Here is a 13,660-nt window from a genome sequence, read left to right as displayed (position 1 = left end):
GCTCAGTGGCTCATCTCGCTCGAGATGATATCGCCGAACAGCTCCCATTTCCGGCCCTTGAAGCGCATCATCTGGAGTTGCTCGATCGGGGCGAAATTGTCCGGCGCGGTGTTGATCTTGATGCCCGGCAGCAGCGTGTCGGGCTCGAAATCCTTCAAGCTCGCCGCCTGCTTCATGACGTTCTCGCGGGTGAGGTCGTCGCCACACATCTGAAGCACCTTCACCATGGTCTGCGCCGCGGCGTAGCCGAACACCACGCCGGCGTCGAGCTTGTTGGCCTTGGGGTCGTACTGCGCGACGAAGTGATAGAATTTCTTCATCCCGTCATCGGCGTTCCATCGCGGGTCGGAGCCGTCCTTGGTGTAGGTCGCCGACAGGACGCCTTGCGAGATCTCAATGCCGGCCGGCTCGAGCACGCCGCCGACCGAGGCCGAGACGTTGGAGATGATGTGGACCGGGTGCCAGTTGATCTCCGCGGCCTTCTTGATCGCTTGGGCTGCAAATTTCGGCGTGGTGATGCTGATGAAGACGTCGGCGCCCGCGGCCTTCAGCTTCACGATGTGCTCGTCGATCGCTGGCTCCGAGGTCTCGTAGCCATCCTCCATCACGATCATCGACGCCTTGGCGCCGAGGCCATCTTTCAAGCCCTTCAGATAGTCCTTGCCGAAATCGTCGTTCTGATAGAGCACGCCGATCTTCGCGTCCGGCTTCTCCTTCATGATGTACTTGGCGTAGATGCGCGCCTCGCTGGCGTAGCTCGGCTGCCAGCCCATGGTCCACGGATATTGCTGCGGATCGTTCCACTTCGAGGCGCCGCTCGCCACGAACAATTGCGGCACCTTTTTCTCGTTCATGTATTTGCGGATCGCGCTGTTGGTGGAGGTGCCGAGCGAGCCGAAGATCAGCAGCACGTTGTCGCCCTCGACTAGCTTGCGCGCCTGCTCCACCGTCTTCGGCGGCGAATAGGCGTCGTCATAGGAGATGAACTTGATCTTGCGCCCGTTGATGCCACCCTCGGCATTAACCTTGTTGAAATAGGCTTCCTCGGCCTTGCCGATCGCGGCATAGGCGGAGGCCGGCCCGCTATACGGCATGATGTTGCCGATTCTGATCTCGGTATCGGAAGCGCCGCTGTCGTATTTCTTTTGCGCCAGCACCGGGCCAGTCACCGCAGTGCACAACGCGAGCGCGACCCAACGGGACGCAACCTGAAAACGAACGGCGGTCATCGGTCTCCTACCCGGCTCGGATCGGCGCATTGAACAAGATTGGCACGCGTCGTCAACAAAAAGCCCCCGCGATCGCTCGCGGGGGCTTTGTCTCGGACGAAAGCATGATCCGGAAAAGTGCGCTTTGCGTCAGCTTGTCACTCGGAGGCGACGTCGCCGCTGATGATCTCGCCGAAGAGTTCCCATTTCTCGCCCTTGAAGCGCTGCATCTGGAGCTGCGAGATTGGGGCGAAGTCGGTGGCGCTGGTGTTGATCTTGACGCCGGGCAGCAGGGTGTCCGGCGCAAAGTCCTTCAGGCTCGCGGCCTGCTTCATCAGATTGGCGCGGGTGAGATCGTCACCGCACATCTCCAGGACCTTGGCCAGCGTCGAGGCCGCACCATAGCCGTAGACCATGCCGGTATCGGTCTTGTCGGCGCCGGGCATGTACTTGTCGACGAACTCGTTCCATTTCTTCATGCCGGGGTCGTTGTTCCACTGCGGATCCGTGGAATCCTTGGCATAGGCCGCCGACAGCACGTCCTGCGAGGCCTCGAAGCCGGCCGGCTTCATCACGCTGCCGACCGAGATCGACACGTTGGTGAGGATCTGGAGCGGCTTCCAGCTGAGCTCGGCGGTCTTCTTGATGGTCTGCGCGGCGAATTTCGGCGTCGCATAGATCAGCAGCACGTCGGGATTGGCGGCCTTGATCTTGACGATGTGGCCGTCGATCGACGGCTCGGACACCTCATAGCTCTCTTCCAGGATGATCATGGACGAGGCCTTGCCGCCGAGGCCGTCCTTGGTGCCCTTGAGGTAGTCTTTGCCGAAATCGTCGTTCTGGTAGAGGATCGCGATCTTGGCGTTCGGCTTCTCCTTCATCAGCCACTTCGCGTAGATCTGCGCTTCGCTCTGGTAGGAGGGCTGCCAGCCCATGGTCCAGGGGAAGTTCTTCGGATCGTTCCACTTGGTGGCGCCGGTGGCGACGAACAGCTGCGGGATCTTCTTGGCGTTGAGGTATTTCTGGATCGCGGTGTTGGAGGGCGTGCCGAGCGGGTTGAACACGGCCAGCACCTCGTCGCTCTCGACCAGCTTACGGACCTGCTCGACCGCCTTCGGCGGTGAATAGGCGTCGTCATAGGTGACGAAATTGACCTTGCGGCCGTTGATGCCGCCCTTGTCGTTGATCATCTTGAAATAGGCTTCTTCGGTCTTGCCGATGATGCCGTAGGCCGACGCCGGCCCGCTATACGGCATGATGTTGCCGATCTTGATCTCGGTATCGGAAGCGCCGGTGTCGTATTTCTTTTGCGCGAGTGCCGCGCCGGAGGTGAAAGTAAAGGCCGCCGTTGCCGTGACCAGCGCGGCGGCTCGCAGTGTTCTTTCAAAAAGCAATTCGGGTCTCCTTGGTTTAACGAACGAGTCTTCAGTTCTTCCTGAGCTTGCCGGCGAGCTGCTGGCCGAGGATCGCGACCTGCCTTGCGCCGTGCGGCACGAGGTAGATGACCAGGAACAGGAGCACGCCGAACACCGCGCCGGAAAGGCCCTTGGAGATGCCCTCCGCGATGTTCGGCACGAAGATGATGAAGGCGGCGCCGACGATCGAGCCGGGCAGCCAGCCCACGCCGCCGACGACCATGCCGAGGAACAGCGAGATCGCGAGCGTGATGGTGTAGCTGTCGGGCGCGACGAACTGCACCGCGATGGCGCCGAGCGAGCCGGCGACGCCGGTGATGGCGGCGGATACGCCGAAGGCCAGCGTCTTGTAAAGCGCGACGTCGACGCCCATCGCGGAAGCTGCGATCTCGTTGTCGCGGATCGCCATGAAGGCGCGGCCCGAGCGGGATCGTAAGAGGTTCACCGAGAAGATGTAGATCGCGATCGTGACGACGAGCGTGAAGTAGTACAGCCACATGTCCTGCGACATCGGCAGGCCGAACGGCGCATCGGGCTTGGTGACGACGAGGCCCTGCACGCCGCCGGTCCAGTGCTCGAGGAAATTCAGCTTGAGCAGCTGCGGCATCGCGGTCGCGAGCGCGAAGGTCGCGAGCGCGAGATAGACGCCGCTTAGCCGCAGCGCCGGCTGGCCGAACAGGAAGCCGAAGCCGAAACAGACCACGCCGGCGATCGGCAAGGTCAGCGCGTAATTGACGTTGAAGTGCTCCATCAGCACCGCGGTCGTGTAGGCGCCGACGGCGTAGAATGCGCTCTGTCCCAGCGAGAACTGGCCGCTGCCGCCGGTCAGGATGTTCAGCGCCAGGACCGCGAGCCCGTAGATCAGGAGCATCGTCATCTGGAAGATGATGAAGTTCTTGACGAAGACGGGCGCGATCAGCAGCGCGGCGAGCACCACCAGCGAGGTGCCGGTGCCCAAGGTCATGGCCCGCTTCGGGACGGCCTCGACCGCCTGGTGGCCTTCTGCAACGACTTCTTCTGCAGCGCTCATGATCAAACTCGCTTGACGATGTGCCGGCCGAACAGGCCGGCGGGTTTGACGACCAGGACGGAGATGATCAGCGCGAGCGCGATCGGGAGTTTCAGCTCGTTGCCGACGCCGGGAATGTAGGTGCCGGCGAGGTTCTCGAAGATGCCGACCAGGAAGCCGCCGACAACGGCGCCGAACGGGCTGGTGAGGCCGCCGAGCACGGCGGCGGCAAAGCCGTAGATCAAGACCCCGCCCATCATGTTGGGTTCGAGGAACACGACCGGGGCGATCAGCATGCCGGCGATCGAGCCGATCGCCGAGGCCATGCCCCAGCCGAGCGCGATCATCCAGCTGGTGTTGATGCCGACGAGGCGGGCCGATTCAGGCACCGAGGCGGCCGCGCGCATGGCAAGGCCGATCCTGGTGTACTGGAAGAAGAAGTAGAGGCCGAGCAGCAGCAGCACGGTGACGCCGATCATGCCGGCCTGGTGGGTCGAGATCAGCTGGCTGCCCAGGAACGGCGAGGAGCCAAACGGGGTCGGGTACTGCTTGATGGTGAAGTCCCAGATCAGGCCGGCCGAGGAGTTGATGATCGCGAACAGCGCGATGAAGCCGGCGACGTTGGTCAGCACCGGCGCCTTGGCCAGCGGCTTGAACAGGATCCGCTCGATCGCGATGCCGCCGATGAAGGAGAACGCGAGCGTGATGATGAACGCTCCCCAGTACGGCACGCCCCACTGCATCAGCTGCCAGGAGATGAAGGTCGAGAACATCGCCATCTCGCCTTGCGCGAAGTTGAGGTGGTCGATGGCCTGGTAGATCATGACCACGGCCAGCGCCATGCAGGCGTAGATCGCGCCGGTGGCAATCCCAGCCAGGACTTGGTTGGTGAACAGCTCCATTGTCCCGGCTCCCTCAGTAACCCAGATAGGATTTGCGGATTTCTTCGTTGTTCGCGATGTCCTTGGCGTTGCCCGACATCACGATCCGTCCGGTCTCGATCACATAGGCCTGGTCGGCGAGCTCGAGCGCGAGCTGGGCGTTCTGCTCGACCACCAGGATCGACACCTTGTCCTCGCGGTTGATCTTGCCGAGGATGCCGAACAGGTCGCGCACGACGAGGGGCGCAAGGCCGAAGGACGGCTCGTCGAGCAGCATCAGGCGCGGCCGCAGCATCAGCGCGCGGGCGACCGCGAGCATCTGCTGCTCGCCGCCGGAGAGCGTGCCGGCCTGCTGGGTGTGGCGCTGCTTCAGCACCGGGAAATGCGCATACATGCGCTCGATGTCGGAGACGATGCCGGCGCTGTCCTTGCGCGTGATGGCCCCGAGCTGGAGGTTCTCCTCCACCGTCATGTTGGTGAATGTGCCGCGGCCCTGCGGCACGTGGGCGATGCCGAACCGCACGATGCTCTCGGTGGAGCGGTTGTTGAGGGGCTTGCCGTCGAACTCGATGCCACCGGTGGAGCGCACCATGTTGCAGATCGCGCGCAGCGTGGTGGTCTTGCCGGCGCCGTTGGCTCCTAGCAGCGTCGTCAGCGAGCCCTCGTTGAGCGAGAACGACAGGCCATGGAGCGCCTGGACCTGGCCGTAATAGGCGCGCAGGTCTTTGACGTTGAGCAGTGTCGTCATTGGTCCTTGCTCCCGAGATAGGCCTTGATGACGTCGGGGTCGGCCTGCACCTGCGCGGGCGTGCCTTCCGCGAGCTTCTTGCCGAAATTGAGCGCGACGACGTGGTCGGCGATCGACATCACGAGGCCCATGTGGTGCTCGACCAGCAGCACGGTCATGTGGCGGTCGTCGCGGATGCGGCGGATGAGGTCACCGAGCACATAGACTTCCTCGTGGTTGAGGCCGCCGGCGGGTTCGTCGAGCAGCAGGATCTTCGGATCGGCCGCCAGTGCGCGCGCCAGCTCGACACGCTTCTGCGTGCCGAACGGCAAGCCCGAGACGGTGGTGTGGGCGACGTCCTCGAGGTCGAGATAAGCGAGAATCTCGTGCACTTTCTTGTTGACGTCACCCTCGCTGCGCCGGACCCAGGCGAGCCTCAAGGAGTCGCTGATGATGTCGCTGGAGGTCTTCGAATGGGCGCCGACGCGGACGTTGTCCATCACCGAGAGGTTCGGAAACAGCGCCACGTTCTGGAAGGTGCGGCCGATGCCGATCTCGGCGATGCGGTGCGGCGGCCGCGACAGGATGCTGACGCCTTCCATCAGGATGTCGCCGGACGAGGGCTGATAGAGCCGCGAGAGACAGTTGAAGAGCGTGGTCTTGCCGGCGCCGTTGGGGCCGATCAAGCCGAGGATCTGGCCCTTGTGCATGTCGAACGACACGCCGTTGAGCGCAACGATGCCGCCGAACACGACGCTGACGTCGCGAACCGCGAGCAGGGGCGATGTTCCCCGCGCGAGCTGTGCCTGCGTCATCTCGTCTCGCCCACTTCGTTCAGTGGGCGACGGGGCGATACGAACCGCTCCCGATGATGACAAAGGCTATCTGATCCCCTCGGCCACACGCGCAACTTTTCCTCCTGATTTCAGCTTTTTGCTGATTTCTTTTTTGGATTGCGGCATCAATCCCCCGAGTGCCGCTTCGATGTTCCTTACCATCGCAAGCAGACGCGGTCCAATGTCGTTGATCAAACGCTCTTCCGTGAAACGGAATGCGGGCGCACCGCAATTGAATGCGTAAGGTCCGGTTCCGTCGTTGAGCCTGAGTGCGACGCCGGCGGCGCCGATGTCGTCGTGCCAGTCGCCGACCGAAATCGCGAAGCCGTATTTCGCGACGGTCTCGCCGGAGCGCTCCAATCCGTCGCGCATTTTGGGCCAGCGGCTGCCGTAATGTTCGCGCAGCATGCGGGACAATTCGGCGCGATCCTCGTCGTCGAGCGCCCAGAAATAGGCGCGGCCCATCGCGCTGGTTGCAATCGGCACGCGGGAGCCGACGTCAAGTTGAACGCCGACCGTCTCGCTGCCGCGGCTCTGCCCGAAATAGATCATGCTGTGACGATCGCGGCCGCCGACGGCCACGGCGCCGCCGGTCGCGCGCATCACTTCCTCGCGGAACGGCTCGGACAAATGCCGAACGCCGAGATTGGCGAGCGCGGCGTAGCCGAGCGACATCGCGGCGGGCGCAAGCTGGTACTTCTCGAAGCGTGGAACCGGCGTCAGATAACCGAGCTTCGTCAACGTGTAGGTCAGGCGCGAAACCGTCGGCTTCGGCAGGTTGGTGCGGGCCGCAATCTCCTGATTGCCGAGCAGGCCGTCATTGGGTTGGAATGCGCGCAATACATCCAGTCCGCGGGAAAGCGCGACGACGAAATTCCGATCGGTCGCAGTCTTCTTTGCTGTACGCTTCATCCCTGATCTGCTTCTTGCGCGGAGTCGTTGACAAGCCACGTGCTTCAAAATAACCCTGCCGTCAAGATGCGGAATTAAATTCCGCACCGCGAAATCTAAACAAAAGTAAATCCCCACCAAGGAGGGACACCGTGAGCGAAGTGGTCAAGCTTGAGCGTCATGACGAAGTCGGCATCGTCACGGTCGACAGTCCTCCGGTCAATGCGCTGAGCGCGGCAGTCCGCGGCGGCATCTTGGAGTGCATCAAGGCCGCGGTCGCCGATCCCGCCATCAAGGGCATCGTGCTGACCTGCGCCGGCCGCACCTTCATTGCCGGTGCCGACATCACCGAATTCGGCAAGCCGCCGAAGCCGCCGGCGCTCAACGACGTGCTCGCCGAGATCGAGAATTCGCCGAAGCCCGTCGTTGCCGCGATCCACGGCACCGCGCTCGGCGGGGGCCTCGAGGTCGCGCTCGCCTGTCATTTCCGCGTTGCGGTGAAGGAAGCCAAGCTCGGCCTGCCCGAGGTGAAGCTCGGCCTGTTGCCCGGCGCCGGTGGCACCCAGCGCCTGCCACGCGCGGTCGGGCCCGAGCTCGCGGTCAAGATGATTGTTGGCGGCGATCCGATCGGCGCGGCGGAAGCGCTGAAGCACGGGTTGATCGAGGAGATCATCGAAGGTCCGGCCGCCGGCGGCGAAGCCTTCGTCCGCAAGCTGATCGCCGAGAAGCGTCCGCTGCGCCGCCTGCGCGACGACGATTCCAAGATCGCGGCCGCCAAGGCCGACCGCTCGATCTTCACCAACGCGGTCGCCGCCATGACCAAGAAGTCGCGCGGTTTGGAAGCGCCGTTCGCGGCGGCCGACGCGGTCGGCTATGCCATCGACCTGCCGTTCGACGAAGGTCTGAAGAAGGAGCGCGAGGGCTTTCTGAAGCTCGTTGCCAGCGACCAGTCCAAGGCGCAGCGTTACGCCTTCTTCGCCGAGCGCGAGGCCAACAAGATCGCGGGCGTTCCGGAAGGCACCAAGCCGCGGCCCGTTAACCGTGTCGCCATTCTCGGCGCCGGCACCATGGGCGGCGGCATCGCGATGTCCTTTGCCAATGCCGGCGTGCCCGTCACGCTGATCGAGACCGGCGAGGAGCAGCTCAAGCGCGGCATGGGCATCATGCAGAAGAACTGGGAAGCGACCGCCGCGCGCGGCGGCATCCCGGCCGATGCGCCCGCCAAGCGCATGGCGCTGATCAACGGCGTCGTCGGCATCGAGAATGTCGGCGATGCCGACCTCGTCATCGAGGCCGTGTTCGAGACTATGGCAGTGAAGAAGGAAGTGTTCGGCAAGCTCGATCAGTTCGCCAAGCCTGGCGCGGTGCTCGCCTCCAACACCTCGTATCTCAACATCGACGAGATCGCGAAGTCGACCAAGCGTCCGCAGGACGTCTTGGGCATGCACTTCTTCTCGCCGGCCAACGTCATGAAGCTCTGCGAGATCGTCCGTGCCGACAAGACCGCGCCGGATGCACTGGTGACGGCCGTCGCCATCGCGCGCAAGATTGCAAAAGTGCCGGTCGTGGTCGGCGTCTGCGACGGCTTCGTGGGCAACCGCATGCTGGCCCAGCGCGGCAAGCAGTCGGAAAAGCTGCTGTTCGAAGGCGCGCTGCCGCAGCAGGTCGATGCCGTGGTGACAAAGTTCGGCATGCCGATGGGGCCGTTCGCGATGAGCGACCTCGCCGGCCTCGACATCGGTTGGCGCTCGCGGAAGGATCGCGGCATCAAGTCGGAGATCGCGGACGCGCTGTGCGAAGCCGGCCGCTTCGGCCAAAAGACCGGCAAGGGCTATTACAAGTACGAAGCCGGCTCCCGCGCGCCGCTGCCCGACCCCGAGGTCGAGAAGCTGATCGACGAGACGCTGCTGCGCCTCGGCCGCAAGAAGCGCGTCGTCAGCGATGAGGAGATCCTCGAGCGCATGATGTACCCGATGATCAACGAGGGCGCGAAGATCCTCGAAGAGGGCATCGCCGCGCGTCCCTCCGACATCGACGTGGTCTGGCTCTACGGTTACGGCTGGCCGATCTATCGCGGCGGCCCGATGTACTGGGCCGACAGCGTCGGCCTCAAGCACATCGCCGATCGCCTGTCGTTCTATGCCAAGGAGACCAACGACCCCAGCCTCGAGCCCGCGCCCTTGCTGAAGAAGCTCGCCGCGGAAGGCAAGACGTTCGCGTCGCTGGCCGCGGCATCGAAGGCGGCGTGATGGTTGGCGTCGTTCCCGGGCGCCCGCCCGCAGGGCGAACCCGGAAGCTCGAGATTCCGGGTTCGGCTCTTCGAGCCGCCCCGGAATGACGGTCTCTGTGGCTTAAGGACTCCATGACCCATCCCGGCGAACAGTTTTACCCCGAGGGCGTGCACTGGGACGACACCATCGCCCAGGGCTCGTTGCCTGACCTGCTGTCGAAAGCCGCCGCCGACTACGGTCCGCGCACCGCGCTCGAATTCCGCGATCGCCCCATCACCTATACCGAGCTCGCAGCCATGGCCGAGCGCGCGGCGGCGGCGTTCCTGCGCGAAGGCATCGGCAAGAACAGCTCCGTCGCGCTGTTCCTCGGCAACACGCCCGATCACCCCGCCAATTTCTTCGGCGCGCTGAAGGCCGGCGCCCGCGTCGCGCATCTGTCGCCGCTCGATGGCGAGATCGCGCTGACACACAAGATCTCCGATTCAGGCTCGCGCGTGCTCGTCACCTCGAATCTTCAGGCGCTGCTGCCGACCGCGCTGAAATTCTTGGAGAAGGGCCTGATCGAGCGCCTCGTCGTCTGCGAGGACGACGATTGGGGCAAGGTCGGCACGCCGCAGGCGGCGATCCCTGCGGATCCCCGCATCGTCACCTTCGAGACTTTTGTCGAGGGCGCCACCGTGCCTGCGCAATGGCCGCAAGTCACCGCCGACGATGTCGCGCTGCTGCAATATACCGGCGGCACCACCGGCCTGCCAAAGGGCGCCATGTTGACGCACGGCAATCTCACCTCGGCGGTGTCGATCTACGACGTCTGGGGCAAGCCGAACCGTGCAGCGCGCGGCGATGTGATCGAGCGCGTGATCTGCGTGCTGCCGCTGTTCCACATCTATGCGCTCACGGTCGTGCTGCTCTCCGCGCTCAGCCGCGGCAATCTGATCTCGCTGCATCAGCGCTTCGACGTCGAAGCCGTGATGCGCGACATCGAGGTCAAGCGCGCGACTTACTTTCCGGGCGTGCCGACGATGTGGATCGCGATCGCCGCGCTCCCTGATCTCGACAAGCGCGACTTCTCCTCGCTCGCCGCCATCGGCTCCGGCGGCGCGCCGCTGCCGGTGGAGGTCGCCAACTTCTTCGAGCGCAAGGTCGGCAAGAAGCTGCGCAGCGGCTGGGGTATGACCGAGACCTGCTCGCCCGGCACCGGCCATCCGCCCACCGGCCCGGACAAGCCGGGCTCGATCGGCCTGATGCTGCCCGGCATCGAGCTCGACGTCGTCGCGCTCGACGATCCCAGACGCGTGCTGCCGCCCGGCGAAGTCGGCGAGATCCGCATCAAGGGCCCGAACGTCACCAAGGGCTACTGGAACAAGCCGGCGGGATCCGCGGAGGCCTTCATCGACGGCCGCTTCCTCACCGGCGACATCGGCTATGTCGACACCGACGGCTATTTCTTCCTTGTCGACCGCAAGAAGGACATGATCATCTCCGGCGGCTTCAACGTCTACCCGCAGATGATCGAGCAGGCGATCTACACCATTCCGGGCGTGCACGAGGTGATCGTGCTCGGCATTCCCGACCAGTACCGGGGTGAGGCCGCAAAGGCCTTCATCAAGCTCAGGCCGGACGCCAAGCCGTTCACGCTCGACGAGCTGCGCGCGCAGCTCGCCGGCAAGCTCGGCAAGCACGAAATGCCGGCGGCAGTCGAGTTCGTCGCCGATCTGCCGCGCACGCCGGTCGGAAAATTGTCGCGCCACGAATTGCGCCAGCAGCAGAAACCACCACAATCCACCCCACTTGCATCAGGAGGTCGTTCTTGACCGACGCCGTCATCGTTTCCACCGCCCGCACCCCGATCGGCAAGGCCTATCGCGGCATGCTCAACGCCACCGAGGGCGCAACCCTGCTCGGCCACGCCATCGGCGAAGCCGTCGCGCGCGCCAAGGTCGATCCGAAGGAGGTCGAGGACGTCGTGATGGGCGCAGCCCTCCAGCAGGGCGCGACCGGCGGCAACATCGCGCGCAAGGCGCTGCTCCGCGCCGGCCTTCCCGTGACCGTCGCCGGCACCACCATCGACCGGCAATGCGCTTCGGGCCTGCAGGCGATCGCGCTCGCCGCGCGCTCGGTGATCTTCGACGGCGTCGAGATCGCGGTCGGCGGCGGCGGCGAGTCGATCAGCCTCGTGCAGAACGACAAGATGAACGGCTTCCATGCCCAGGATCCGGCGCTGCTCAAGATCAAGGGCGAGGTCTACATGCCGATGATCGACACCGCGGAAGTCGTGGCCAAGCGCTACGGCATCTCGCGCGAGAAGCAGGACGAATATTCGCTGGAGAGCCAGCGCCGCACCGCCGCCGCCCAGCAGGGCGGCAAGTTCAAGGATGAGCTCGCGCCGATCACGACGCAGATGGCCGTCACCGACAAGGCGACCGGCGCGGTGTCGATGAAAGAGGTGACGCTGTCGCAGGACGAGGGCCCGCGGCCTGAGACCACCATCGAAGGCCTAGCCGGCCTGAAGCCGGTGCGCGGCGACGGCTTCACCATCACCGCCGGCAATGCCAGCCAGCTCTCCGACGGCGCCAGCGCCTCGGTGATCATGAGCGACAAGGAAGCCTCAAAGCGCGGCCTCAACCCGCTCGGCATCTTCCGCGGCTTCGTCTCCGCCGGCTGCGAGCCGGACGAGATGGGCATCGGCCCGGTCTTCGCCGTGCCGCGCCTCTTGAAGCGCCACGGCCTCACCGTCGACGACATCGGCCTGTGGGAGCTCAACGAAGCCTTCGCGGTGCAGGTGCTCTATTGCCGCGACAAGCTCGGCATCGACCCCGACAAGATCAACGTCAACGGCGGCGCGATCTCGGTCGGCCATCCCTACGGCATGTCCGGCGCACGCCTCACCGGCCACGCTTTGATCGAAGGCCGCCGCCGTAAGGCCAAGTATGCGGTCGTCACCATGTGCGTCGGCGGCGGCATGGGCGCGGCCGGCTTGTTCGAAGTGTTGCAGTAACCGGCCCCGTCGTTCCGGGGCATTCGCATCAGCGAATGAACCCGGAACCTCGAGCCACAAACTTCTAGATTCTCTGATGCGCAATTGCGCATCATAGTTCGCGCTTCGCGCGCCCCGGAATGACGGCGGGAATAAAAGCTCACAGGAGGATCCGATGGATCTCGCATTCACGAAAGAAGAGCAGGCGTTTCGCGAGGAGGTGCGGCAGTTCTTCCGCGACAACGTGCCGCCGGATACGCGGCGCAAGCTGGTCGAGGGCCGCCACCTCACCAAGGACGAGATGGTGACGTGGTGGCGCATCCTCAACAAGAAGGGCTGGGGCGTCAGCCACTGGCCCAAGCAATATGGCGGCACGGGGTGGACCTCCGTGCAGCACTACATCTTTAACGAGGAGCTGCAGTCCTATCCGGCGCCGCAGCCGCTCGCCTTCGGCGTCAGCATGGTTGGCCCGGTCATCTACACCTTCGGCAACGAGGAGCAGAAGAAGAAGTACCTGCCGCGCATCGCCAATGTCGACGATTGGTGGTGCCAGGGTTTTTCGGAGCCCGGCTCCGGCTCCGACCTCGCCTCGCTGAAGACGAAGGCCGAGCGCCGTGGCGACAAGTGGATCATCAACGGCCAGAAGACCTGGACCACGCTCGCCCAGTACGCCGACATGATCTTCTGCCTCTGCCGCACCGACAACAATGCCAAGAAGCAGATGGGCATCTCCTTCATCGTGTTCTCGATGAAGTCGAAGGGCGTCACTGTGCGTCCGATCCAGACCATCGACGGCGGCCACGAGGTCAACGAGGTCTTCTTCGACGACGTCGAAGTCCCGATCGAGAATCTGATCGGCGAGGAGAACAAGGGCTGGGACTACGCAAAGTTCCTGCTCGGCAATGAGCGCACCGGCATCGCCCGCGTCGGCGTCTCCAAGGAGCGGCTGCGCCGTATCCGCGATCTCGCCGGCAAGGTCGAATCCGCCGGCAAGCCGATCATCCAGGACGCTGCCTTCCGCGAGAAGTTAGCTGCCTGCGAGATCGAGCTGAAGGCGCTCGAGCTGACCCAGCTCCGCGTCGTCGCCGACGAGGGCAAGCACGGCAAGGGCAAGCCCAATCCGGCCTCTTCGGTGCTGAAGATCAAGGGCTCCGAAATCCAGCAGACCACCACCGAGCTGCTCATGGAGGTGATCGGCCCGTTCGCCGCGCCCTACGACGTGCACGGCGACGACGGCTCCAACGAGGCCATGGATTGGACCGCCCAGATCGCGCCGAGCTACTTCAACAACCGCAAGGTCTCGATCTACGGCGGCTCCAACGAGATCCAGCGCAACATCATCGCCAAGGCGGTGCTGGGGCTCTGAGTCAACAATGACGGTGTCGTCCCCCGCGAAGGCGGGGGACCCAGTACGCCGCAGCGGTCGCGAGTACGGCAGGCGGCTGCGTTTACTGGATCCCCGCTTTCGCGGGGATGACGACAGAG

The 13,660-nt window shown here is 64.3% G+C and carries 11 protein-coding genes; 4 read left to right on the top strand and 7 right to left on the bottom strand.

What is annotated here, in order from left to right; translation table 11 throughout:
* Positions 1-2: 2 nt before the first annotated feature.
* The 7 genes from ACVWY3_RS26950 to ACVWY3_RS26920 all read right to left on the bottom strand — a co-directional run bounded on the left by ACVWY3_RS26950 (position 3) and on the right by ACVWY3_RS26920 (position 6,988).
* Positions 3-1,229, bottom strand: coding sequence for an ABC transporter substrate-binding protein (locus ACVWY3_RS26950; protein WP_456841161.1), 1,227 nt, complete (start codon positions 1,227-1,229; stop codon positions 3-5).
* Positions 1,230-1,366: 137 nt separating this feature from the next.
* A complete protein-coding gene (locus ACVWY3_RS26945; protein ID WP_456841160.1) occupies positions 1,367-2,602 on the bottom strand; it encodes an ABC transporter substrate-binding protein in 1,236 nt (411 codons plus the stop codon).
* Between the two features lie 31 nt (positions 2,603-2,633).
* On the bottom strand, positions 2,634-3,653 hold the full coding sequence (locus ACVWY3_RS26940; protein ID WP_456841159.1) for a branched-chain amino acid ABC transporter permease: 1,020 nt from the start codon (positions 3,651-3,653) through the stop codon (positions 2,634-2,636).
* Positions 3,654-3,655: 2 nt separating this feature from the next.
* Positions 3,656-4,534: a branched-chain amino acid ABC transporter permease gene (locus ACVWY3_RS26935; protein ID WP_456841158.1), complete on the bottom strand. Its 879-nt coding sequence runs from the start codon at positions 4,532-4,534 to the stop codon at positions 3,656-3,658.
* A gap of 13 nt (positions 4,535-4,547) precedes the next feature.
* Positions 4,548-5,261 carry an ABC transporter ATP-binding protein gene (locus ACVWY3_RS26930; protein ID WP_097660017.1) on the bottom strand — a complete coding sequence of 238 codons (714 nt, stop codon included), beginning with the start codon at positions 5,259-5,261 and terminating at the stop codon, positions 4,548-4,550.
* Positions 5,258-6,055, bottom strand: coding sequence for an ABC transporter ATP-binding protein (locus tag ACVWY3_RS26925; protein ID WP_456841157.1), 798 nt, complete (start codon positions 6,053-6,055; stop codon positions 5,258-5,260). Before ACVWY3_RS26925 ends, ACVWY3_RS26930 begins: the two co-directional genes overlap by 4 nt.
* A 66-nt stretch (positions 6,056-6,121) precedes the next feature.
* On the bottom strand, positions 6,122-6,988 hold the full coding sequence (locus tag ACVWY3_RS26920) for an IclR family transcriptional regulator (RefSeq protein ID WP_283087102.1): 867 nt from the start codon (positions 6,986-6,988) through the stop codon (positions 6,122-6,124).
* Between the two features lie 131 nt (positions 6,989-7,119).
* Here ACVWY3_RS26920 and ACVWY3_RS26915 point away from each other — a divergent pair, with 131 nt between their 5' ends.
* The 4 genes from ACVWY3_RS26915 (at position 7,120) to pimC (ending at position 13,541) form a co-directional block, all read left to right on the top strand.
* Positions 7,120-9,216 carry a 3-hydroxyacyl-CoA dehydrogenase NAD-binding domain-containing protein gene (locus ACVWY3_RS26915; RefSeq protein WP_456841156.1) on the top strand — a complete coding sequence of 699 codons (2,097 nt, stop codon included), beginning with the start codon at positions 7,120-7,122 and terminating at the stop codon, positions 9,214-9,216.
* 113 nt (positions 9,217-9,329) lie between these two features.
* The gene (pimA, locus tag ACVWY3_RS26910) at positions 9,330-11,012 is read left to right on the top strand and encodes a dicarboxylate--CoA ligase PimA (RefSeq protein ID WP_456841155.1); all 1,683 of its coding nucleotides are present in this window, start codon (positions 9,330-9,332) and stop codon (positions 11,010-11,012) included.
* Entirely contained in the window at positions 11,009-12,196 is a 1,188-nt protein-coding gene (locus ACVWY3_RS26905) for an acetyl-CoA C-acyltransferase (RefSeq protein ID WP_456841154.1), read from the top strand. Before pimA ends, ACVWY3_RS26905 begins: the two co-directional genes overlap by 4 nt.
* A gap of 154 nt (positions 12,197-12,350) precedes the next feature.
* Positions 12,351-13,541 (top strand): pimeloyl-CoA dehydrogenase large subunit, encoded by a 1,191-nt coding sequence (gene pimC, locus ACVWY3_RS26900; protein ID WP_456841153.1) that lies wholly within the window; start codon positions 12,351-12,353, stop codon positions 13,539-13,541.
* Positions 13,542-13,660: the final 119 nt, after the last annotated feature.

The organism is Bradyrhizobium sp. USDA 4486 (assembly GCF_054057995.1).
The sequence above is the reverse complement of the archived record's forward strand: the minus strand, read 5'-3'. Positions and strand labels throughout refer to the sequence as shown.